Annotated in this window: 27 protein-coding genes; 8 read left to right on the top strand and 19 right to left on the bottom strand. The window is 38.7% G+C overall.

Features of this window, described 5'->3' with window-relative positions:
- Window positions 1-83: 83 nt before the first annotated feature.
- From DES39_RS10890 to DES39_RS00565, 19 genes are all read right to left on the bottom strand, one after another.
- Window positions 84-239 (bottom strand): hypothetical protein, encoded by a 156-nt coding sequence (locus DES39_RS10890; protein WP_170143295.1) that lies wholly within the window; start codon window positions 237-239, stop codon window positions 84-86.
- 165 nt (window positions 240-404) lie between these two features.
- A complete protein-coding gene (locus DES39_RS11175) occupies window positions 405-1,415 on the bottom strand; it encodes a tail fiber protein (protein WP_121143847.1) in 1,011 nt (336 codons plus the stop codon).
- Between the two features lie 8 nt (window positions 1,416-1,423).
- On the bottom strand, window positions 1,424-2,071 hold the full coding sequence (locus tag DES39_RS00645; RefSeq protein ID WP_121143846.1) for a DUF2612 domain-containing protein: 648 nt from the start codon (window positions 2,069-2,071) through the stop codon (window positions 1,424-1,426).
- On the bottom strand, window positions 2,064-3,185 hold the full coding sequence (locus tag DES39_RS00640; protein ID WP_121143845.1) for a baseplate J/gp47 family protein: 1,122 nt from the start codon (window positions 3,183-3,185) through the stop codon (window positions 2,064-2,066). Before DES39_RS00640 ends, DES39_RS00645 begins: the two co-directional genes overlap by 8 nt.
- Window positions 3,166-3,531 (bottom strand): contractile injection system sheath initiator, encoded by a 366-nt coding sequence (locus DES39_RS00635; protein ID WP_121143844.1) that lies wholly within the window; start codon window positions 3,529-3,531, stop codon window positions 3,166-3,168. Before DES39_RS00635 ends, DES39_RS00640 begins: the two co-directional genes overlap by 20 nt.
- The gene (locus DES39_RS00630; RefSeq protein ID WP_121143843.1) at window positions 3,528-4,205 is read right to left on the bottom strand and encodes a Gp138 family membrane-puncturing spike protein; all 678 of its coding nucleotides are present in this window, start codon (window positions 4,203-4,205) and stop codon (window positions 3,528-3,530) included. Before DES39_RS00630 ends, DES39_RS00635 begins: the two co-directional genes overlap by 4 nt.
- Before the next feature lie 120 nt (window positions 4,206-4,325).
- A complete protein-coding gene (locus DES39_RS00625; RefSeq protein WP_121143842.1) occupies window positions 4,326-5,162 on the bottom strand; it encodes a phage protein in 837 nt (278 codons plus the stop codon).
- Window positions 5,131-5,472 carry a phage baseplate plug family protein gene (locus DES39_RS00620; RefSeq protein WP_121143841.1) on the bottom strand — a complete coding sequence of 114 codons (342 nt, stop codon included), beginning with the start codon at window positions 5,470-5,472 and terminating at the stop codon, window positions 5,131-5,133. The genes DES39_RS00625 and DES39_RS00620 overlap by 32 nt, the downstream gene beginning before the upstream one ends.
- Window positions 5,465-6,205 (bottom strand): phage baseplate protein, encoded by a 741-nt coding sequence (locus DES39_RS00615; RefSeq protein ID WP_121143840.1) that lies wholly within the window; start codon window positions 6,203-6,205, stop codon window positions 5,465-5,467. The genes DES39_RS00620 and DES39_RS00615 overlap by 8 nt, the downstream gene beginning before the upstream one ends.
- Window positions 6,205-7,962: a phage tail family protein gene (locus tag DES39_RS00610; protein WP_121143839.1), complete on the bottom strand. Its 1,758-nt coding sequence runs from the start codon at window positions 7,960-7,962 to the stop codon at window positions 6,205-6,207. Before DES39_RS00610 ends, DES39_RS00615 begins: the two co-directional genes overlap by 1 nt.
- 142 nt (window positions 7,963-8,104) lie before the next feature.
- On the bottom strand, window positions 8,105-8,518 hold the full coding sequence (locus DES39_RS00605) for a putative phage tail assembly chaperone (RefSeq protein ID WP_121143838.1): 414 nt from the start codon (window positions 8,516-8,518) through the stop codon (window positions 8,105-8,107).
- The gene (locus DES39_RS00600) at window positions 8,518-8,943 is read right to left on the bottom strand and encodes a tail tube family protein (RefSeq protein WP_211324575.1); all 426 of its coding nucleotides are present in this window, start codon (window positions 8,941-8,943) and stop codon (window positions 8,518-8,520) included. Before DES39_RS00600 ends, DES39_RS00605 begins: the two co-directional genes overlap by 1 nt.
- A 10-nt stretch (window positions 8,944-8,953) precedes the next feature.
- Window positions 8,954-10,465 carry a DUF3383 family protein gene (locus DES39_RS00595; protein WP_121143836.1) on the bottom strand — a complete coding sequence of 504 codons (1,512 nt, stop codon included), beginning with the start codon at window positions 10,463-10,465 and terminating at the stop codon, window positions 8,954-8,956.
- Window positions 10,465-10,959: a phage neck terminator protein gene (locus DES39_RS00590; protein ID WP_121143835.1), complete on the bottom strand. Its 495-nt coding sequence runs from the start codon at window positions 10,957-10,959 to the stop codon at window positions 10,465-10,467. The genes DES39_RS00595 and DES39_RS00590 overlap by 1 nt, the downstream gene beginning before the upstream one ends.
- Before the next feature lie 125 nt (window positions 10,960-11,084).
- Complete coding sequence (locus DES39_RS00585) at window positions 11,085-11,408, bottom strand: hypothetical protein (RefSeq protein ID WP_170143294.1); 324 nt, start codon at window positions 11,406-11,408, stop codon at window positions 11,085-11,087.
- 93 nt (window positions 11,409-11,501) lie between these two features.
- A complete protein-coding gene (locus DES39_RS00580) occupies window positions 11,502-11,951 on the bottom strand; it encodes a lysis protein (protein ID WP_121143833.1) in 450 nt (149 codons plus the stop codon).
- Entirely contained in the window at window positions 11,921-12,454 is a 534-nt protein-coding gene (locus tag DES39_RS00575; protein WP_121143832.1) for a lysozyme, read from the bottom strand. The genes DES39_RS00580 and DES39_RS00575 overlap by 31 nt, the downstream gene beginning before the upstream one ends.
- Window positions 12,414-12,653 (bottom strand): phage holin family protein, encoded by a 240-nt coding sequence (locus tag DES39_RS00570; RefSeq protein WP_211324574.1) that lies wholly within the window; start codon window positions 12,651-12,653, stop codon window positions 12,414-12,416. Before DES39_RS00570 ends, DES39_RS00575 begins: the two co-directional genes overlap by 41 nt.
- A 584-nt stretch (window positions 12,654-13,237) precedes the next feature.
- Entirely contained in the window at window positions 13,238-13,714 is a 477-nt protein-coding gene (locus tag DES39_RS00565) for a hypothetical protein (protein ID WP_121143831.1), read from the bottom strand.
- A 141-nt stretch (window positions 13,715-13,855) separates the two neighbouring features.
- Between DES39_RS00565 and DES39_RS00560 the strand changes: the two genes are divergently transcribed.
- The 8 genes from DES39_RS00560 to DES39_RS00525 all read left to right on the top strand — a co-directional run bounded on the left by DES39_RS00560 (window position 13,856) and on the right by DES39_RS00525 (window position 21,039).
- Window positions 13,856-14,539 carry an XRE family transcriptional regulator gene (locus tag DES39_RS00560; protein WP_121143830.1) on the top strand — a complete coding sequence of 228 codons (684 nt, stop codon included), beginning with the start codon at window positions 13,856-13,858 and terminating at the stop codon, window positions 14,537-14,539.
- A gap of 13 nt (window positions 14,540-14,552) precedes the next feature.
- Complete coding sequence (locus DES39_RS00555; protein WP_121143829.1) at window positions 14,553-14,918, top strand: DUF423 domain-containing protein; 366 nt, start codon at window positions 14,553-14,555, stop codon at window positions 14,916-14,918.
- A gap of 1,375 nt (window positions 14,919-16,293) precedes the next feature.
- Entirely contained in the window at window positions 16,294-16,512 is a 219-nt protein-coding gene (locus DES39_RS11170; RefSeq protein WP_121143828.1) for a putative hemolysin, read from the top strand.
- Between the two features lie 399 nt (window positions 16,513-16,911).
- Entirely contained in the window at window positions 16,912-17,904 is a 993-nt protein-coding gene (locus tag DES39_RS00545) for an AEC family transporter (protein WP_121143827.1), read from the top strand.
- Between the two features lie 65 nt (window positions 17,905-17,969).
- Window positions 17,970-18,821 carry a fumarylacetoacetate hydrolase family protein gene (locus tag DES39_RS00540; protein ID WP_121143826.1) on the top strand — a complete coding sequence of 284 codons (852 nt, stop codon included), beginning with the start codon at window positions 17,970-17,972 and terminating at the stop codon, window positions 18,819-18,821.
- Window positions 18,822-18,834: 13 nt separating this feature from the next.
- A complete protein-coding gene (gene citC, locus DES39_RS00535; protein ID WP_211324573.1) occupies window positions 18,835-19,884 on the top strand; it encodes a [citrate (pro-3S)-lyase] ligase in 1,050 nt (349 codons plus the stop codon).
- Entirely contained in the window at window positions 19,871-20,161 is a 291-nt protein-coding gene (gene citD, locus DES39_RS00530; RefSeq protein WP_121143824.1) for a citrate lyase acyl carrier protein, read from the top strand. The genes citC and citD overlap by 14 nt, the downstream gene beginning before the upstream one ends.
- Window positions 20,158-21,039 (top strand): aldolase/citrate lyase family protein, encoded by an 882-nt coding sequence (locus DES39_RS00525; protein ID WP_121143823.1) that lies wholly within the window; start codon window positions 20,158-20,160, stop codon window positions 21,037-21,039. The genes citD and DES39_RS00525 overlap by 4 nt, the downstream gene beginning before the upstream one ends.
- Window positions 21,040-21,052: the final 13 nt, after the last annotated feature.

Here is a 21,052-nt window from a genome sequence, read left to right as displayed (position 1 = left end):
TGTCGGCTTGTTCCCTAAAAACTTAACTTCACTAAGAGCAGGCAAACCATTGGTCATATCTTGCTATATTGAATATTGAAATGTTACTTCAATCTCGAATTTTTTCCACCATTATAGCTAAACTCAGCTATAATGTTATCAAGATCAAGCCAAGCAGTGCTTGCCGGATTTTCTTCAATTGTAGCTTCTTTTGATACGCTAATTTTAGTCCTTTGTGTTAATTCATATTTATTAGCCATTGTTTTCTCCATAAATAAAAAACCACCCCATTAGGTGGCGTTAGTAATTGTTCTTAAGAACACGGAAAATGTGAATATTTAGAATAGATAAATTATAGAATATTATCCGCTATGATACGGACTATCGGGGTAGTATCAGAACTAATAGAGGCTTGGAATACGTATTTACTCACTTAATTTGATAACTCGAACACGATAAGGTGCTGACTCTACAAGACCGGAATTCCACGGATTACCATCACCTTGAGCACCCGTGAGCAGCGATACTCCCCCGCATTGAATAACTATCGTACCATTACTCATCGCTGTAGCAGTTGCACCTCTTGTGTAGTTACTGCCGGTATCCTGAGATTTTGGGCATTCAGCCCAAATATTATTTATCCTAAGCTCAAGCTTAACTATACAGTTTAACGTGTTATACGGATTTGCTATTACTTTTCTATTACCTTTAGATAAAATAGGAGGGGAGCTCTCAGATCCTTCTGGATATAATACTGAAACAAGAGTAGTGTTGTACTTATAAATGCTTTCAACGGTAATGACATCACTTCCCGCTTGTTTTAGTTTTCCGGTAAAGTTAGTATTACCAGACACAACCCCCCCCAAAGTTCGCGATAGCGCGGTGTCAGCTGTAATATTGGCATTATTAGCTAATGTATAAGCGCTATCTGCTTTAATTTGAGCGGTTAAAGCATTAGATTTAGCCGTATTTGCAATGGCATTTGCAGAACTCGCCGAATCATAAGCAACCTTGACCGCTTTGGTTGTCGCCGCTTCTGTTTCAGAAGGGCTATTGGTCGCTGAGCTGAGTTTGACAATACCTTTTTGTGTGGTGCTAGCATCATTAAGCAGTTTATCCCATTTCGAGGTATTGGTTGATGGCATAGCATTATCATTTTCAAGTTTAGCTAAGTAAATAGTGTTGTTATATTTGATCACTGCGCCAACTGGATAAAGCACATCACTATTCCATTGCGGGATCCCTTGCTGTAGTAAATACAGCATATTTTTATCCACGCGGTTAAAAGCACCGTTCATCCACTCCATCGGTGGCTTAGACTGGGTTTGATCAATGGTCACGCCCCAGCCACGAGATACATCAGGAAATTCTTGTAATTCACTGGTTTTGGCATCTTGAGCAAAAATCAAATAATCGGGTTGTGTTTGTATTTTCATATTGTTTGTTATCCTATTTGTTGTAATCTGACAAATTGACCAAAGCCAAAACCATGTGCATTTTTATCACGATAAAAACCGAATGGCTGATTATTGGTGAGTATCAATAATTTATAATGCACGCCAACCGGGCGAACCAAAATATCTAAATATTTGATGGCATACAGCATGATGGTATTGAGTGATTGTGAGCCAACGACGATATTCATCGTCATATCGAGCAAATCAATCGCATTACTATGGTTACCACATAAAAACCGCACGCTATTGATGATATTTTCAATCGTACCATCTTGATAATTTTTAACGGTCTTGGCTTTAATAAAAAAGCGATAATCGTCATCATTCAGGCGAACTGATGCCGTTAATGCATCGCCATAACGATAAAACTCACCGGTATTAAATCCTTGCGCTGCTTCACTAGCTAAAAAACCGAAATACTCCTTAGCAATCGCTTTAGATAAAATGCGGCTCATCCCGACATGGCGGCCAATTAAATCCAGCGCATAGCCTTGCGCGGTATCAATATTTAACAGCTCAGCAATATCCAGCGTGCTTTGCAGTGTGCTGCGAGTTTCTGAAGTCAACGCATTAATAGTCGCAACCGCGTTCGGTTTATCTCGGTATTGCCAGATCAAGTCGTTATTATCACTCATCGATCAGCACCTCAATTTGGTTAATTTCCGCATATTCGCGATAACCAATGTTAGCCATATTCGACTCGTTGACGGTTAATGATTTAATATAAAAACCATCGGTTAAATTAATACTCGAGATAATCCTTGAAGCGTATACTGTTTCACCAATGGCAAAGTTTAATGCCGTGAGGTTAGCTTTAATTGCATCTTGGTCGATATCACTAAAAGCCTGATAACGACCCAGCGTCATCACCACCGCAATCGCTTTTTTACTTGGCCGGTCAAAATGCACAACTCTTGCTAATCCCTGCAAATCACTAGTTGCAGTTGTTTGCCCAAATAGCCCGCAGCCACCTTGTTTCTTTTTTGTGATAACTTTAGCAATTTGCTCATCAGCGCCGCCTACAATCACAACATTGATCGAATGGGCTGGCACGCCTTTATCATCAGCCTGATGGGTATAATTTTCATAAACTTCGCATTTGGTCACGCCAGTCAGATTGTATAACGCTGCCTTAATACCCGATTTATCATCATAGTTATTAATCGCATGCGATAACATAAAACGTTTTAGCAGCGCAATATCTGACTCTTCATCACTACCACCATAACCCCTGCTGTGAGCAGTGATTCTGTCGATGCCAAGCATAATTGCCGACAGGGTAAATGTATCGCCGATCTTGACAGTAAAATCACCCACCAATGCCGAGCGAATTCTAACCCGAGCACTGCCTTGAGCATTGAGTGTCGTGGGCTCAGTAATCAGCCACTTATTTTTATTGCCATCAAGCAACGTCGTATTGGTTGGAATGGTTGTTTGAGGCGTTCCCGTTATAATCACTTCATCAATATACGAATAAGAAGCTTTATTACGTACTACGCCAGCATAAAGCGCCCGTTGATCTAACCACTGGCCAACAGCCTGATAAGGATCGAGCATTTGAATCGCAAAGGCAGCGGCTTGGTAAATATGCGTTAGCTCTTGCGCGATTAAACTGAGTAATTGCCCGTCAGGCGTATCACTATCAAGGTTAACGTCATTGCCGTATATCTGCTTAAAACGTTCAACTAATCGCGTATAAATTGTTGAAAAATCATCTATCGAGATGCCTTTATCTGTTATTTGTAACATTAAACTCAACCTCTCGCGTGTCGTTGTATTTATCGGTATAGGTAATTTGTATTAAAAAATGGCGCTCAATCGGATCAAGTTTGATATCAAATTCAGTGATCTCAAGTACCCCACTGACTTTTAATATTTCGGTTCTTACATCGATCGCTAGTTGCTGGGCATTGGGATTTTTATCCAAATAATCAAACCATGCGATGCCGCTATTTAAATCAAAAATCCAGTCACCCTTTAGCGCATACAGTTTGGTTTTAATGCTTTGTGCAATCGCATCTGAGCCACTAAGGTAATTTGCGTTACCTCGGCCAAATGTCCAATCATGATTGCGATCTAATTCTCTCACTCTCATTTAATCGGTTTCCCTGTCACTGTTCCTGTCTCAAGGTGAGTATGATTTTGCAAATCAATCCCGCCGCCAATAATCTTACTTGCCGACAATGTTCCTACCGCATTAGCATCGCCGCCTTGCTGCGTCCAGGCACCCGTTTGACTGTAAGCACCAATTAAGATTGTATTACCGGTTTGCCGACTATTACCCAGATGTTCAATATCGCCTTGAATCAGAATTTTGCCCTGAGTCAGTCGGATATAAGTCGACCCATCATCACTTTGCATCGAGGCACCATCGTGATAAAAATCGGCAATCTTATTGGGCACACTATTCACCCCAACAATAAAGATACCATCACTGAGATCATGCATACGGTGATCGAGCGGTTTTGATTTTTGCCCCATCTGATACCAACCATCAATGCAGCGGCTGGAAAATACCACCAACCCTTCATCACCCGGCTTAATCGGCACGGTAAAGCAAAATCCCCCTGCATGGGGAAATTGCACCGGAACATCAGCTAAAGGCGGGATGTCAATCTCCTGACCATTAGTAATAATTCGGGTGATCATAATTTCGCAAGTAACCGTGTGCCCATTAAAGCTTACTACTCGCGCGGGAAGTGCCGTATACAGATTTGAACGGTCTAATTTAATCCCCTCTTTGATCACTTGTGTTAACGATTCATACATCAGTCACCTCAATATTAGGCAATAAAAAAGCCCCGATCAGGGGCCAATAATAGGATTTAATCTCTTAGCGTGAGCTAATTGAATGTAATCTAGACGTTAGCGCTCAATACAACCAATCTCTTACAAGTTGATCTGGGTAAATTTCCCGCCAATGCATACCAACTTGCTTTTCCAATCATTACCGGTTAAATCGCCACTGTGCTGTATCGACTGAATTTTATAATCACCATTATATTCTGCCGATTTGGATTCAATGCGCACTAATGCACCTATTTTAAAATGGGGATTACACAGCGTCGTGACTTCTAAACCGTTGCTGGTTTTTTGTGGACAGCCGATCATGCCTGTTGCGCTGGATATCAAAAAGCCCTCATCAGCACGAATGGCTTTCTCTTTTGGTAGCATCACCAATTGGTGATCTTGAATTGACCAATCCGCATTATTATTGAGCGCAACGCGATTGACTGCCTCTCGCGTGTCACACATTAATACGCGCGGCCTAGGTAATACAGAATGATTAGGTAAATCAATATTGCCTTTTTGTATTCGTGCACCAAAACTACCCAGAGCCTCACTTAACACATCAGAATCATCAAGCCCTGCTGCAATCGTGGTGATAATGGTCTTCTCGGTATAAGCAAAATAACCATCCGAACATTTCAGCTTGGTAATAATATCGAGTCCAGATTCACTATTCGTCACCTCAATAATATCGCCCTTAAATATCATCCTTAAATCATCATCGCGATAACTGACAAACAATTCCACATGATTATAAACCTTAGTGGTAATCAAATTACGGTTATTGGGATTAAGATTGTAAATTGAGATTTCAGATGTATTGGGCTCAGAAGAGATGGTTTTGGTAATATTAAAGGTGATTTTTAAATTATTATATATGACACTTTCTGTTTCATTGCCAATATTAAGCTGTATAACTCGTCCGAATTGTCTCATGGTATTCTTCCTTCGTCATGATGAAAAGCGCCATCCGATTGGCAAAATCAGTCTGACTCACGGCGTTAAGCCCATATCCGGACTTGTCACCGAGGGTCAATACAAAGGGTAAATCAAACTCAATTAATGCCGGACTCCCCACCGTCAGTCCTTTCATTTTGGTAATAAAGACATTGTTATTGAGATCAAATAAGTCAAATTGATAGCCTTTTAACCATTTATTGTAATACAAAGTTAAACGCAGATTCATGTCATATAGCGCAAATGATTGCTCTTGAACACTCGCTGATGTTATTGATATTTTATGCATAAGGTATCCACTTATTTGTCACTGCATCATAAACAGATTTGAGATTAGAACGATTATCCTCAACCTTTTGAGGCTGCGTTCGGCCTAAATTTCGTTTCGATCCATTAATGCCACCCACTTTTTGGGTCTCAACGATAAACACCTCACGTAGTACCAGAGAAAATTCACCTGACATCCGATTTTTTTGGTTCATTTGAATCGAAATTAAAATCATATTTTTATATAATTTTGAGCTAGTCAGTAATGAAACGGGCTCACCATTACGCTGTAATAACAACAACTTTTCGTAGGCACTGGCCACGCGATCTGATGACTGAGCATTCACATCAAGCGAACTATCCGTTAAAAAATCGGCAATCGGTTGATTTAACTGCTGATTTGCATTCGCATAAGTGAGCGCAAGCTCATTGGCCCTTTGTTGCATCAATTCAGACAAAGTACTCACCTCCATCGGTACTACATCATCAACAACGCGCATACTGCTAGTTACTGCCGCCGCGGGCATTATTGCGGGTGTATAACCCACGATAATGCCACTGATAGAAACATCTTTCGGATCTAAAACCGCATGATCAGCAATATTAGCCCCGCTTTCAATTGGGTTTTCAGTCACTTTTAATTTTGATGTATGCTGTTCAACGGTAACCGCATCAAAACTAAATGACCCATTTTGGTTAGTTAACAAGCTCGCTGACTGACGAGATGATGAATCTAAAATACTCATTAATGCCATTAAGCCGCCCCCACTGATGAATTAAGATTATTACGCGCATCGACCAGATGTGTTTGGTATAACTCAGCCGCCTCTCGTGCCGATGTTCGAGTGTCAGATGAATGAATGGTAATATTATTCGTCACGTCACCCTGATTAACGGTATTGGTGGTATTGGATGTCTTCGCTATCGTAGCTTGCCTTGCGGCATTACTCATTTGTTCGGTACTAAACGCTTTAGCGATGTCTTGATTATCATCTGAAGACTTATCACCAACACCGAAGAAGGACAAGAATCCCTTAACTTTTTTTACCGCACTTTCAATGCCACCGATAAATTTCTCTTTCACCCATGCTATTGCATCAGCAAAAGGCTTAATAATAGCCTGACCAATGGCAGCAAAGACACTAATGATGTTATCAACAAAGGACGCAATAGCCTGCCCCCACTCATCAAAGATTCCCATCACCCAATCATAGGCAGTAGTAAATGCAGAGATAATCGCCGTAACGATCTGATCAAATACATCGATAATAGTTTGGCAGATCGCTTTACACGATTCGACAAACCCATTCCATTTAGCCACAATCCAATCAACAACGGCAAAAAAGAGCGCTTTAACGTAGTTCCAGCCATCAACGAACATCTGCCAAAAACTGCCAAATGTCGACTCACCCGTCGTTACCCATTGGTATAGATCAAATAAGGCATAAACCAAAGCGGCAACCAACGTAACGATCAGCCCAATTGGATTCATTAAAAAAGCGCGTCCTAAAAATATTACGGCTTTACTTAACAAGCCCGTGATCTTGGTTAAAAAACTGAGAGTTCCACTTAATGATTTAATAACAGAAATAAACGTTTTACTGCTGCGGATAACCGAGATAAAAGACGTCGCTGTCGCGAGCACAGCAAGTAATGCTAAAATATTACCAAGGCCATTTTTCATCTCATCAGATAGACTATTCCATAGTGGTTTGAGTTTACTAATCCACTCAACACAGACACCCCAGAAGTTACCAAATAAACTATCCCCGCCATCCATATAGACCATAAAATCATCGATAATTAACATCAATCCGATGATGGCCGCAGCAACCACACCCAGCGGGCTTAATAATAATTGACGATTAAAGTGCGCCCATACCGACCCGAGTATAATCAACGCATTTTGCCAACCCACCGTATTACTGATGATGGCATCGATAAACCGTGCGGTATTCATAAAAGTCTGTATCACTTTACTCAAAATGGTCACTAAATTGCTAATGCCATTTTGAATCAAGTTTTTATTAATCAGTAACCAATCATTAAAATAACCAATTAATTTTATGACCGTCGGCGCAAGCCCTAAGGCAATTTTATTTTTCACACTGCTAATTGCCGTTTGCGATTTATCCAAAGCTTTGGTGTAGGCCTTCGACACCGCCACTTCATCCTGAGAGATTTTAAATAACGCATCTTTATTTTTTGCCAGGCTTTCCGTTTGCCGAATTGACTCATCAAACGCCTTAGCAGCTTGGTTTACCACTTTTGCAACGCTGATAACACCTTGTTTTAATTGTTGTAAAAGCGAGGTTGTTTTCTCTGTCTTCTCCCCGGTTTTTTCCATAGTGGCAGAGAGACTCATGAACGTCGCACTAAGGCTATTATTAATTAAGGTTGTACTGCTTCTAAGCTCATTGGCAGTGTTATTGATCCCAGAGACTAAGGTATTAATCGTTTGAACTTGGGTTGATTCAACCCCTATTGTTATCAGAGCTTGATCTAATTTCATGATTTTTCGTTCGCCTGTTTTTCTGCTAATAATTGTTCTGCAATCACTTCATGCATATCAAGTACATCGTTAAGTGAATAAACCGTTCTTAATTCATGAAGTGTTGCAAAACCCTTGGTAATTGGCGTCCAAATAAACCAATCTACATCGCTGAATCCACCAGCTTGCCCAAGTCCAGCGTACTTACTTTGGATGCGAGGCCATTTGGTAAAAAACCCAAAAAATGAAATTTCAACCCTTCAAAAATAAACGAGAAATAGTGATCTCGGTGAGTATTGAAAAACGTATTAGCTTCATCTGATTTTTGTAATAAAAACGTTTTATTATGTTCATCGACAACAACTGCATGTTTTAAAATAAATTTTTCAACATCAGCCATTGCTGGTGAGTTAATATTCACCAGTAACTGACCAATATCAAAATTAACGCTCTCACTGGCTGAAAAACAACCCTTCAACAGGGTTGTTAATTTAAAAGCCTCGATTTTCGCTTCAATAAAATTGGCAGCACGCAATTTATAAGTACATTCACCAATTTGAGTCTCATGATCTTGCATTATTTACCTTCCGTTAGTTTAAATTCAGCTTTCGTTGCTTTCAGTGTCCAAGTGTAACCATTATGCGATGTGCCGCGAGCATGTGTTGGTGACGTAGTAAACCAACATTTAGTTAACAAAAACTCATCGCCATTGCGCAAATCTTTGTAAGAGATGGTACTTGGCGCTGATGTTTTTGAGTTATTCACCTGCTCATTACGTAAATCCATCAACAATTTATTTGCCGCAGCATGTTGTAAAATCTTAATCGTAATCGTTGCGCCTTGATTACACGCGTGAACAAATACGCCATCACCACTCGTGCCGTAAGTAATATCGCCATCATCACCAATTGGTGCGATAGAAATCGCATCTTGTGCGTTTTCAAAACCAGTAATTCGATTACCATTAATGGTAAGCACTGCATCAGATAAAGAAAATTCCATGATTTAGCTCCTAAATATTATATTTAACGACAACATCAACACTATGACCGGCACCCGCAAGCTTTAACGCACACATAATTGGCATCATTTTGCGGCTGTTTCGATCGCTAATATCTTGCGTATCAAAGCTATCAGAGTAAAAGTAGTAGCCACTCTCTAACTTATCGCCATAGCTTAACGAGCCGACATCAGCACTCGTCCATTGCCCTGTCGCGAGGAACTTATTATTGCGGAACTGTTCACCAATCACTTTGGCTGAGGCCAGTAATACTTCTTGATCTTCGTCAGTTTGCGCAATTTTTGATGGTGAGCCTTGTAAGGTATTAAACAACTGAACTTGTAACGCATCAGTAAAGGCATCCAAACCAGTTGTGATATCAATAAATGTTCCACCTAGCATCGTGCCTTCAGCTAACATATTGACACCAGCGTAATCGGTATAATAGTTAATCCCTAACCGCTTACACTTGGTTGCCTCAATCATAGTGATTTTGTCATCACTCGTTACGCTCGTTTGCTGCTTAAACTTGACCGTTTTGGCCGTATTCGCACCTGTCCAGACGGTTGATAAAGCAATAGCCATCATCTCAATACCGGCAAACTCATCACCTGTATTATTGTATTGCACCATTAAACGACCGCTATTTTTTTTAGCCAATTTTTTCAAAATATTGCTATCAATATACTCAATATTGTCGCTACGGGTCTCGGTGTAACCAAGGACTTTCATATTGGCACTCACCACCCAATCATGGGCTTCAAGTAATTCGCTATCAGTTAAAATCGTCGCGAAGTAGGCGCCATACCAGTTTTGATATTGGTTCTCTAATGCCGTCATAGCCTGTGAGATACTTTCCGCTTTCAGCGTAAGTGCATCAGCGCCAGGTAAAATAGTTGCTTTACCATCGACCAGATTTAACATTTCACCAATGTAAGTACCATTTAGCGCTTCATCAAAAACATAGCCAAGCGTATCAGATACGCTCGCTGACGACTGAATGGCAAACCGTACGCCAGTTTCGTCATAATAAAACGTTCCTTTATTATTCATGGCATCAGCAATCGCTTCATTAATAATCGTTGCGACCTCTTTTAACGAAGACACCGTTGTAAAGGATAAGCCGCTCACTTGGATCGTTTTGCCATTTAGCATAAAACTAAAATAACCGTTATCAATTTGCTTGTACGTGACATAACTTGTTGATGCATATGAGCCAAGTAGTTTGCTTTGCGTCGCTGCTAAGGTGAATTCATTTTTAACGTATTTGGCGATCAAGGCAGTTTTTAATTTTGGTCTTGCGGCAAATAAACTTTTTGCTGCTTGATATACTCTTGAATTAGCGCCAAATCGATTAGCCACGTCATCGGCGCTGGTCACAACCACATAGCGTGAATTGTCATTGTAAAAATCGCTGCCAGTTTCGTCAGTAAAAATGGCGATAACACTCATGTCTCGCTTAGTTGCTCCTGCTGCTGACTGCTCGACAGATACATTAACAACTTGATTAATTGGTAAACTCATTAATTCTCCTTGGTAATAATTTTAACGCTTTCGCCACGATTGACGTTAGCTTGTGTGATGTGATTGATTGAGAAGATTAGATCAACGGTTGCCCCCACCTCCTGTTCTTCGGCACTGTCTGAAATGACATGTTTTATTTCTGATGCTCTTAAATAACCGATTCTGAGCTGACGCATTTTTAGCCGCATCGGAGCAAGCTGCATGCTATTAACTAGGTTACTGAGCATCAACATCGAATTGTCGCCATAAGCATTTACTAAAATCGTGACCTCTCGCAAACTGTTAATCGTTTCAAGCTCATCCTCGCCGCTGTAGCTAAGCTGTGAACCTATTTCGAATTGAGAAGAGTTAATAACAGTGAGAAAGTGATCATATTGAGAGGTATCAGCCTGTGATTTATTCTCCATAACCCGCTCAACAGGTAGTCCTAATACTTGCGCGATCAATTGTCTGACAACACTCATATCCAGCTGGCAAACGGTTGTAATTGTCATAAATACTCCATAAATAAAAACCACCGAATTAGGTGGATACTGTTGATTATTTGGTTACTCCTCGCCAACATGACGAGTGATGAATGCGGTGAGTGCTAAGAGAGGTAGACATACTGTCTGACACGCTATAACGAAAACTCTAACGTTGCACAAAACAGAGCGTTATCTTTGTCATAGCGCTGCATACCTTTGATGTTATAAGGACGTAACGATTTTAGATTTTCAAAAGCTTGATTTTTAATCGCTTCGGCTTGCTTCATATCATCGGCAAAAACATGTACCTGAAAACAATAAGATGAGCCAACTGGCCCATCAAATACATCAATCGATGATTCAGATTTTTTGCGATAACAAATATACGGAGTTTCGGTACCAGGTTTTGCTATTAATGGACTAATTCGACCATCACATAACGTAATCAGTGCTAATTCAATTTCGGTTTCGATCATAATGGCGATCCTTTTATCGTTTTTAAAAATAAAAAAACCGGTGTAAACCGGCTTTAGATGGATAATATTTAACATTAGAGTGATAAGCTAAGATTATTCAGCAAGACAAATACGACTGATATACTGCTGCAATCCCAATATCATGGTGTCTTTGGTGATGATGTCGTCTCGGAGTAGATAATAATTTTGTCGAGCTTCTCCAGTGAGTTCGCAGGCGTTTGCATCATCCATGCCGGCGGAGCTGGTTTGATTTGGTTTACCATTGTTGAGCTGCAACCTGGCAACATCATTAATAACATTATTATAGCGATGATCATTCTCAGCTTTTGCATCTGCTAAATTCCTTGTAAATTTATTATCAATCTCGTTAACTTTTTGTACTAATGTGTGATATTGATTGAATTCGGCTTTAACTTGTGATAATTCGGTTGTCAGTGTGCCAAGTTTAATATAAGTGTTTTTGATATCAGCTAGGATGGTGGTTAATAATACCAACATCGCAATAATGGCGGCTATTGTGATAAATTTAAATCGCTTAGACATAATTCACGCTCTTTTTCTCGTCTAATAACTAAACCGTTTAGCACTTTGCCAGCCGATTTATTCCATCTTGGCAGCTCATGACAAGCAGCTTGATAATCACCCGTGTTTAAATACCGGTACATCGTTGACATTTTCATCTTAGAACAGCCAACATTGAAGGTGATTGAGACGGTTGCATCAAACACTGATTGCGGTAACTTGGCCCCGCTCGCGTATTGATTAACGCACTGCTCGGCTTGTTTGATATCACTCACCCAACGCACCGCGATTTCATCATCCGAGTATATGCGTTGCTCGATTTGCCCAGTTGTTGAGCCAATGCCAATCGTTAAAATATTCGCTGGGCAATAATAAGGTTCGTTCCGGCAGCTTTCAGCGTTCCCTATAATCTCAAGCCCTTGTCGACTGATGCTAATATCATCACGGTAGTTAGTCAGTACAATGCCAATAATCACACCCACACTACAAATCGAGCTGGTTACGATCTTCGATAAATTTTTCATAGACCTGCTCCCGTAATTTTTTCTTATGCTGAAAGTCACGCCGTTTGTAAACCCAATTAATGCAGAATGTCGCAATAGATAAAATTATCCCGACTATAATTGCGATATCGTTCAAGCTAAGCGCTCCAATTAACGTACAAATAACCCCCCAGAAATAAGATAAGGGCGATGTGAATTTATCCATATTTAATGTCTTCATGCATGCCCCCTATAACTGGAAGCGGTTAGTTAAAAAATAGCGACAGCTACTGTCGCTGACAATAATCACGCTTTAAATTAGCCGTGTTAATTATTCAAGTGTGGTTTGAGTAAGCCGAATAAAAATATCGTTGAATTCGCGTGGCCGTCTTAGCCTGATTTTAGAAATAAAAAAACCGACTTTTATCGGTCGGTTACTATTTTAAGCCTCGCAATTTCCAATATTATCTTGATTGTTAGAAACTATACCTACCCAATAAATGTGAGGTAAATATAGAATATTTATGTACATCAAAATTTCGAGTCGAAAAAAAAGGGGTTAACACAGCTCTTTTGTTTATGATAAACACATCTATTATGTTATCTGTGAACCCCTGTATTTGAATAAACGAGATAAAAATAAGTAATTGACTAGTAAAAGGTTTGATAATAAAAAAGCCCAGCTAAGTACTTAGCTGGGCAATCTATAAAAAATTATATCTGTGATGGCTTATCCCCAATTAACCGCTATGAGGAGGCTATACAGAATTTTTACTATGGAATAATAATATCACTAACCGTCCCAAAAGTCAACCGTTAAATCAACTAAAGTTTACTTAATTTTATAAATTCATTTAAAACAAACTGTTCGGCTGTTTTTTTTCGATTAGCAACCGTTGACTTAGGTATATTTAAATATTGTGCAATATCTCTAATCGTTAATTTTTGGCTCCAATCATATCCATCAATAGCTAAGTCAATCCCCTTATAGTAAGCGTCAATCACCGCATATTCCTGTTGATGTTTTATTAACGAAGATGTTTTTAGCGAAAGCAGGATTTTATCAATAAAATCAATTAATTCGAAATCAAAAAATAGACCTTTTGAAGCAGGTGAGCTAATAAATGATGATGATTTACGTTTATAGCCACAATCGCTTTTATAACGATGATACTTCCCCCACATCATCAATTTGTCACTAATATTGACGAATAAATCAATATTTTCATATTGATGATGGAGTGAATGAGTAGCAGGTAAATGACTGGTATTAGTTAACTTATTGATACTATTATTAAACATATTGACGTCCTATTCTTTTGTTCAACAGATACAACCTTCATAAGGTTAACTAAATAATAATAATAATTGACCCGGCAGTCAACTTTAGTTTACAATATTTCGGTTAATATAAGTTAACTTTAATTAAAAAAAGGCCTAGATATGTTAGGAGAACGAATTAAGTTTGCCCGTTTACAAAGCAAACTCACTCAACCAGAAATTGCTCAAATGCTTGGCGTATCGAAAGCTGCGGTTTCTAAATGGGAAAAAGGCGATAATACGCCTAAAGAGCTTGATCGCCTCGCAAAAATTTTACACGTGAGCCTTGATTGGTTAAGAACAGGTAAAGGTCAAGTCAAGCGAACAGATGAAATAATGAAAGAGCTCAATAAAATTCCTGTAGATGAATGGGATGACTCAACACCACTGGAAACAGATGAAGTTGAAGTCCCCTATTATAAATCAATTGAACTAGCCGCTGGCGCCGGTGCCACCTCAGAAATCGACTATGATGGCTATAAACTTCGTTTTGGCAAACGCTTTTTTAGGCGCAAAGGGGTCCAAAAAGAGAATGTACTCTGCTTTCCCGCTCGAGGTAACTCGATGGAACCTGTGATTCCTAATGGGGCAACCGTTTCAGTTGATACTGCAAAAAAAGAGATCATTGATGGCGACATTTATGCTATCTGCCAAGATAATTTATATCGTTTAAAACGCCTGTATTTAGCACCAAATAATAAGGTAAGGATTAACTCATTCAATTCAGATGAGCACCCCGATGAGACAGCTGATTTAAAAGAAGTCGAAATTATTGGACGAGTTTTTCATTGCTCTTTTGAACTCTAATTAAGGAAATAAAATGAATCGATTTTTTTTGATTTTTGCCGGTTTTTTTGGTGCAACAGGTATTATTTTAGGTGCGTTGGCCTCTCATGGTTTAAGTCATATTTTATCTAGCCAAAATATGACTATTTTTAAGCTCGGCGTTGAATACCAAATGTATCATACTGTAGCACTACTCGCGATTGCAGCATGGTTAAATTACCAGCGTAATCGCTTTATTATCCTCTCGGGTTGGTTATTTATCCTTGGTATTATCTGCTTTAGTGGCACGATGTACGGTATTACGTATTTACAGCTGCCTAATATCGGCACGGCACCTGTTGGCGGGTTTGCTTTTATTCTTGGTTGGGTATTGCTTATTGTTGCAGCATTTAAAAGATAGCTTGTAAATTCATCGGGTAAATAAAAAAACGCTTTAACTTAAGCGTTTTTTTATCGCGTTATTTAGCTGAGTCTTATCGAAATTACATCAGTTGATACATTTTTTAATTTGCTCATTAAAATATTTCACGGCATAACAATTTATTAAAAAAACAAACAATAAGAAATGTAATTAATTTTACGAATAAAAATAATAAATTATTTTTTTATATGTTATTATAACTCAGTAATATTTTTCATATTACATTCCTTTATTATTCCTTATTATTTGCGGACTAATTTTTAGTTCGCTTTTTTTTTATCGACAAATACAGTAATCCTCTAATTTATATCAATTAAAAATTGAAAATGATTAAAGTATATTAAGATATCGCTAAAATTAAACTAATTACCTACGGTTAGACTAAAAGACACATCTCAATTTTCTTATTTAAATTGTGTAATTTACATATTTCATTACAAATAAAAAAAAGCTATTACATTTATTTACAATGAAAATATAGAATTACTGGTGAAATATGGTAGAATTTATTTGTGATGTGATAATTATGTTACATTTCCTTTCTTATTCCTTATTATTTGCCCAACATTTATGTTGGGTTTTTTTATAAAAAAACCAATCAAGTTGAAAATCACGATTTTAAATGACTCTTACGATTTCTTAACAGACAAGCGGGGTTGTAAAGAGGATAATAAAAATTCAAAGAATGCTTATGAGTAATTCATTGATTTCCTTTTTTCTTATTTCTTATGATTTTGCGAACTAATCGTTAGTTCGCTTTTTTTTTCCATCATATAAATGCACTTAGCTAATCATATATAAATATAAGCACGTGATCGACAGCAAGTTGTACACAATGATCCTTTTCTTTAACGAGGCAATATATAAATAATGCTGGTTTTGCAGCCTCAATGTCCCCCGCTAACCGAGCTATAATCCTAGTCACTGAATATTATGATACTAACCCCCATCAATTAGCATTAGTTACAGCAACGCGAATTTATAAGGAACTTGAAATCATCCGACTTGTCAGTGGCTAAATGAGTTGTGGTATGTTGCCCACGAAGTAACATTATCGCCTAGCTATCTAGTTACGAGATCAATCAAGCACCTATATCAATGGTATGAGTGATTTTTATAGATATAAAAATATTCACCCAATCGCCGCTATTTTAACTTTTTTTTTGCATTTCTATACAATTAGGTAGTTTGTTAAATTTTGATTTTTCTGTAATGATATGGAAGATAATATTCGATGCTTATCAGCATAGGCGCTTTATTTAATTAAATACAATTAAGTAAAGAAGCGTTAGAACTTATAGCAGGAAAAATCACCCTAATTGGTGATAATAATTTCATTATACTGGAGAATAAGATGAAAAAATTATTATTAATCGCATCGTTAGCCTTTCTATCCGCTGCATGTGCTAAAAAAGATACCATCAATACACCCAATCCGGCATCACAATATTGTGTTAATATCGGCGGTAAGTCTGAGATTGTCACCGATCCAAAAGGATCTTATGGATTATGTCATTTACCTGATGGTCAAGTCGTTGATGAATGGGAGCTTTTTAACTCTAACAATAAATAACCGCAAAAGCGGTTGTTTATTTCAATCAAATAATGATACTGATTTGCGGTGAAGCACGACACAAAAGCTTACTTCATGGATAATAACCCAAGCCAACTATTCCACTGTTGCCATCATCTCCAATTCGATCCTTGCGATATGCAATAATTGTCAAAATTTAAACAGTAAAATTTACCGTTATATTTGATCAGCAAATGACCTATTGCCGCTACTGCTTAATACAACGCGAGTTATCACATTAATGAAGATTTCATTACTCATGTGCAACTAAGGCCAGTGCCAAATAGCATTATATGAATAAAAAGTAGCTATAAATTTTACAATTAACACCAAATAAGGAATAAACTATTGGAATAGTTACAAACAAATTAAATAATAAAGAATAATGAGGAATTCGGAATGAATTTATATTGGTCAGCCATATCACAAGTCATCAGCTCTTGTTTACCCGTGTTTCTGTTAATTTTTCTTGGTTGGTTTTGTGTACACAAAGGGATATTCAACCAAGATGCTAAAAAATTGCTTTCAGGATTAGTGTCTAATTTTGTGTTCCCAGCGCTCCTATTTGTACAGACATCTCATGCTAAACCATCAGAAATCTTCAATGGCAGTTGGATTGTCGCGTTTTTTTGCACCATGCTTTGTATTTGGATAATCTGTTTTTTAGTTAATAAATATTTCCTACGCAGCACACTGAAAGAAAGTACCATGCAATCAATGCTATGTTGTTTCCCTAATATGGGGGGTATGGGCGTACCATTTTTAACATTATTGTTAGGTGCTTCATCAACTATCTCGGTCGCTATTGCTAATTTTGTCGTCGCACTCACCTTAATACCGATCACCATTTTTCTACTTGAATTTTGTGATGCCAAAATATCGGGTAAAAATGTCAGTGCCAAAATGGTGTTAGATGCAGTCAAAAATTCGATTATGAAACCGATGTTTTTGGCGGTTATTTTAGGATTAATAGTCAGTACCACAACCAAATCTGACGGCACAACTTGGGTTCCTGATTTTGTGATGAATGCAGCAGCGATTATGTCGGGTGCCTGTAACTTCATTTCACTTATTGCTGTTGGTGTTGGTGTATATGGCGTGAAAATAACTTTCGATAAGTCATTAATCATCAATGTAGTATTAAAATCATTTATGACGCCTATCGTCGCTTTAGCTGTGGTTCATTTTTTTGGTATATCAGGCATGGAAGCAGAAGAATTGGTCTTTTTACTTGCTATGCCAACCGCCTCAACTGCCGTTATTTTAGCGTATAATTGGAATGTACAGCAAAAAGAAGCATCGAGTATTTTCCTTGCATCAACGGCATTATCAGTGATTATTTTGCCGTCATTACTATTAATCATGAAATTTATTATTCCTGGTGTCATATAAACACCCAGTAATTTTTTATCAAACACAGTTTATTTAGTTAGTCATAGGTTATTAAGGCATGAGTTATGAAATTTATTAGTTACAGTTATAATCAGCAAGCACATTACGGTATTCTTACACAACAAGGTATTATTGACCTAACCACCAGAATGGGGAAGCAATTTAAAGATTTAAAATCGTTACTTGCCGCTGGCGCGCTTAAACAAGCCCAAAAGTATTTACACGAACCCGTTGATTTTAGTGAAGCTGATATTGAGTTCTTACCCGTCATTGTTAATCCGAATAAGATTTTGTGTGTTGGCATGAATTATGCCGACAAACGCGCTGAGTTTGAACAAACTGATCCGGCGCCAACACTATTTGTCCGTTTTGCAGACTCACAAACCGGTCATCAATGCCCGCTGATTAAGCCTGCAATTACCAATGAATTTGATTATGAAGGTGAACTGGCTGTCATTATTGGCAAAAACGGCATGCATATTAGCGAACAAGATGCACTATCTCATGTCGCCGGTTATAGCTGCTATATGGATGGCTCTGTGCGTGATTGGCAACATACTTGGTTTACGGCTGGTAAAAACTGGCCAAAAACGGGGGGATTTGGGCCGTGTTTAACCACAACGGATGATATACCCGATCCGGCCAATTTAACCATTGCGACTTATTTAAATGGCAATCAAGTCCAACACGATAATACCCGTAATCTTGTCCATAAAATACCGGAACTCATTGCGTATATTAGTACCTTCACCGCGTTATCTGCAGGTGATGTGATTATCACAGGTTCGCCTGGCGGCGTCGGTAAAAAGCGCATACCACCGTTATTTATGAAAGCGGGTGATCGCATTGAAGTTGAAATCGAAAAAATTGGTCGCTTAAGCAATATTATCGCCGATGAAATTAATCCTAAACGATAAATGATGAATGCATATGATAAATGATAATATTAGATTTGCACGAGTAGGCAATAGCGAAGCATCACTAAGCGAAGTCAAACACTTTCTTGAGCAAAGCAATTTACAACTCGATAAACAAATTGATTTATTTGTTGTTGCCTATAATGAACACGATCATCTTATTGGCTGTGCGGGAATTTATCATAACATTGTCAAATGTGTCGCCATTGATCCCAACTATCGCGGTGAAAACTTAACCAATTATCTGATTAATCAAATCATCGATTATGCGGCTGACCGAGGGATTTTTCACTTATTCCTCTACACTAAGCCAGAGAATATCAGCATATTTACGGCATGTAGTTTTTACCCGTTAGTTGTGGTGCCAAATTTAGCAACGTTAATGGAAAATACGCCGGTTGGTATAAAACATTATTGCCAGGAACTGTCAACATATCAGCATGCTGGCAAAACAATTGGCAGCATTGTGATGAATGCTAACCCCTTTACACTTGGTCATCAATATTTAGTTGAATTTGCGGCCAGTCACTGTGATTGGTTACATGTCTTTGTGGTGAGCGAAAACAGTTCCCTATTTACTTTTCAAGAACGTTTTAAACTGGTACAAGCAGGCACCGCTCACCTGGCAAATGTGTCTGTCATCTCAAGCTCTGAATATATTGTCTCGCAAGCGACGTTTCCTAATTACTTTTTAAAGGAAAAAGCCGATATCGAGCATGCTAATACTGGCATCGATCTGTTATTGTTTAGAAACTATATTGCGCCATCGCTCAATATCACTAAACGATTTGTCGGTACTGAGCCCTTCTCACCAATAACGGATAAATATAATCAAGGCATGAAGTATTGGTTAAACCAATACGAGACAAATAGCCCTAAGATTGAACTAATTGAAATTGAGCGTAAAAAAATCCGCGATGTAGCCGTTTCTGCAACCGCGGTTCGGCGCTTATTGAGTGCAAATAGAATTGCTGAAATTCAAGAATTGGTCCCAACTACTACTTGGGACTTTATCGAAAAAAATAGTATAGAAATAGCAGAGAGGTGTTATGAAAATCATTAAAGATGCTATCGCAGGCACACTTGAGTCAAGTGATATACAGGTAAAAGTCTCGCCACATAAAGGATTAGAAATCGTCATCCATAGTGATGTAATGCATCAATTCGGTGATCAAATTACCTCAACCGTCAAAGAAACGCTCAAAAAGTTAGGACTCACTGATGGCTTAATTATTGTCGAAGACAAAGGAGCCCTTGATTGCGCGATTAAAGCGCGCGTCGAAGTTGCGGTATTGCGAGGCGCTGACGTTAACGAATTAAATTGGAGTCAACTAAAATGAGTAGATTACGTCGTAGTATGTTGTTTTTACCCGGTTCAAATGCCGCTATGTTATCGACCGCATTTGTCTACCAACCCGACTCAATTATGTTCGATTTAGAAGACGCGGTTTCATTGCGTGAAAAAGACAGTGCACGCTTACTGGTATTTCACACACTGCAATTACCAATCTATAAAGAGTTTGGTATTGAAACGATTGTACGCATTAATTCATTAAAAACCGAATTTGGTTTAAAAGATCTTGAAGCCGCAATTTGGGGAGGCGCTGACGCCATTCGTCTGCCAAAAACCGATTCTGCGCAAGAGATCCACGAACTAGAAGTGCATATGGCGCGCATTGAAAAAGCAAGTGGCCGCGAAGTCGGTTCAACCAAAATCGTGGCAGCAATCGAATCAGCTCTTGGCGTTGTCAATGCCCTATCGATTGCCCAGTCGTCGCCGCGTTTGATGGGCATTGCGATGGCTGCGTTTGATTACCTTGTCGATATGCAAACGCAGCGCGGCGATGGTAGCGAGCTGTTTTATGCAAGATGCGCTGTGTTACATGCTGCGCGCGTTGCCGGCATTGATGCCTTTGATGCCGTCTTCTCGGATGTCGATGATGAAGAAGGCTTCTTAAAAGAAGTTGAGCTGATTAAACACCTTGGTTATAACGGTAAATCATTGATTAATCCACGTCAAATTCTACCGTTACACAATGCTTACTCGCCAACTCAAGCAGAAGTTGACTATGCACAGCAAGTCATCGCTGCCGCCGAAGAAGGAGAGAAGAAAGGTTTAGGGGTTATCTCGTTAAACGGAAAAATGATTGATAATCCGATCATTAACTCAGCGCGTAGAGTGATCTCGCGTTATGAAGCCTCAGGCGTTCGCCAATAAACTGAGTTAAACG

Source organism: Orbus hercynius (genome assembly GCF_003634275.1).
GTDB lineage: Bacteria > Pseudomonadota > Gammaproteobacteria > Enterobacterales > Orbaceae > Orbus > Orbus hercynius.
This window is presented reverse-complemented; position numbering and strand designations above follow the sequence as displayed.

Excerpts from the sequence above, each read along its gene's own strand:
- DES39_RS00625 (WP_121143842.1), bottom strand. The coding sequence starts at position 5,162 with ATGAGACAATTCGGACGAGTTATACAGCTTAATATTGGCAATGAAACA.
- DES39_RS00630 (WP_121143843.1), bottom strand. The coding sequence starts at position 4,205 with ATGTATGAATCGTTAACACAAGTGATCAAAGAGGGGATTAAATTAGAC.
- DES39_RS00620 (WP_121143841.1), bottom strand. The coding sequence starts at position 5,472 with ATGCATAAAATATCAATAACATCAGCGAGTGTTCAAGAGCAATCATTT.
- DES39_RS00635 (WP_121143844.1), bottom strand. The coding sequence starts at position 3,531 with ATGAGAGTGAGAGAATTAGATCGCAATCATGATTGGACATTTGGCCGA.
- DES39_RS00540 (WP_121143826.1), top strand. The coding sequence starts at position 17,970 with ATGAAATTTATTAGTTACAGTTATAATCAGCAAGCACATTACGGTATT.
- DES39_RS00610 (WP_121143839.1), bottom strand. The coding sequence starts at position 7,962 with ATGAAATTAGATCAAGCTCTGATAACAATAGGGGTTGAATCAACCCAA.
- DES39_RS00545 (WP_121143827.1), top strand. The coding sequence starts at position 16,912 with ATGAATTTATATTGGTCAGCCATATCACAAGTCATCAGCTCTTGTTTA.
- DES39_RS00605 (WP_121143838.1), bottom strand. The coding sequence starts at position 8,518 with ATGCAAGATCATGAGACTCAAATTGGTGAATGTACTTATAAATTGCGT.
- citD (WP_121143824.1), top strand. The coding sequence starts at position 19,871 with ATGAAAATCATTAAAGATGCTATCGCAGGCACACTTGAGTCAAGTGAT.
- DES39_RS00645 (WP_121143846.1), bottom strand. The coding sequence starts at position 2,071 with ATGAGTGATAATAACGACTTGATCTGGCAATACCGAGATAAACCGAAC.
- citC (WP_211324573.1), top strand. The coding sequence starts at position 18,835 with ATGATAAATGATAATATTAGATTTGCACGAGTAGGCAATAGCGAAGCA.
- DES39_RS11170 (WP_121143828.1), top strand. The coding sequence starts at position 16,294 with ATGAAAAAATTATTATTAATCGCATCGTTAGCCTTTCTATCCGCTGCA.
- DES39_RS00525 (WP_121143823.1), top strand. The coding sequence starts at position 20,158 with ATGAGTAGATTACGTCGTAGTATGTTGTTTTTACCCGGTTCAAATGCC.
- DES39_RS00585 (WP_170143294.1), bottom strand. The coding sequence starts at position 11,408 with ATGATCGAAACCGAAATTGAATTAGCACTGATTACGTTATGTGATGGT.
- DES39_RS00590 (WP_121143835.1), bottom strand. The coding sequence starts at position 10,959 with ATGACAATTACAACCGTTTGCCAGCTGGATATGAGTGTTGTCAGACAA.
- DES39_RS11175 (WP_121143847.1), bottom strand. The coding sequence starts at position 1,415 with ATGAAAATACAAACACAACCCGATTATTTGATTTTTGCTCAAGATGCC.
- DES39_RS00640 (WP_121143845.1), bottom strand. The coding sequence starts at position 3,185 with ATGTTACAAATAACAGATAAAGGCATCTCGATAGATGATTTTTCAACA.
- DES39_RS00565 (WP_121143831.1), bottom strand. The coding sequence starts at position 13,714 with ATGTTTAATAATAGTATCAATAAGTTAACTAATACCAGTCATTTACCT.
- DES39_RS00615 (WP_121143840.1), bottom strand. The coding sequence starts at position 6,205 with ATGGCATTAATGAGTATTTTAGATTCATCATCTCGTCAGTCAGCGAGC.
- DES39_RS10890 (WP_170143295.1), bottom strand. The coding sequence starts at position 239 with ATGGCTAATAAATATGAATTAACACAAAGGACTAAAATTAGCGTATCA.
- DES39_RS00570 (WP_211324574.1), bottom strand. The coding sequence starts at position 12,653 with ATGAAGACATTAAATATGGATAAATTCACATCGCCCTTATCTTATTTC.
- DES39_RS00580 (WP_121143833.1), bottom strand. The coding sequence starts at position 11,951 with ATGTCTAAGCGATTTAAATTTATCACAATAGCCGCCATTATTGCGATG.
- DES39_RS00555 (WP_121143829.1), top strand. The coding sequence starts at position 14,553 with ATGAATCGATTTTTTTTGATTTTTGCCGGTTTTTTTGGTGCAACAGGT.
- DES39_RS00595 (WP_121143836.1), bottom strand. The coding sequence starts at position 10,465 with ATGAGTTTACCAATTAATCAAGTTGTTAATGTATCTGTCGAGCAGTCA.
- DES39_RS00575 (WP_121143832.1), bottom strand. The coding sequence starts at position 12,454 with ATGAAAAATTTATCGAAGATCGTAACCAGCTCGATTTGTAGTGTGGGT.
- DES39_RS00560 (WP_121143830.1), top strand. The coding sequence starts at position 13,856 with ATGTTAGGAGAACGAATTAAGTTTGCCCGTTTACAAAGCAAACTCACT.
- DES39_RS00600 (WP_211324575.1), bottom strand. The coding sequence starts at position 8,943 with ATGGAATTTTCTTTATCTGATGCAGTGCTTACCATTAATGGTAATCGA.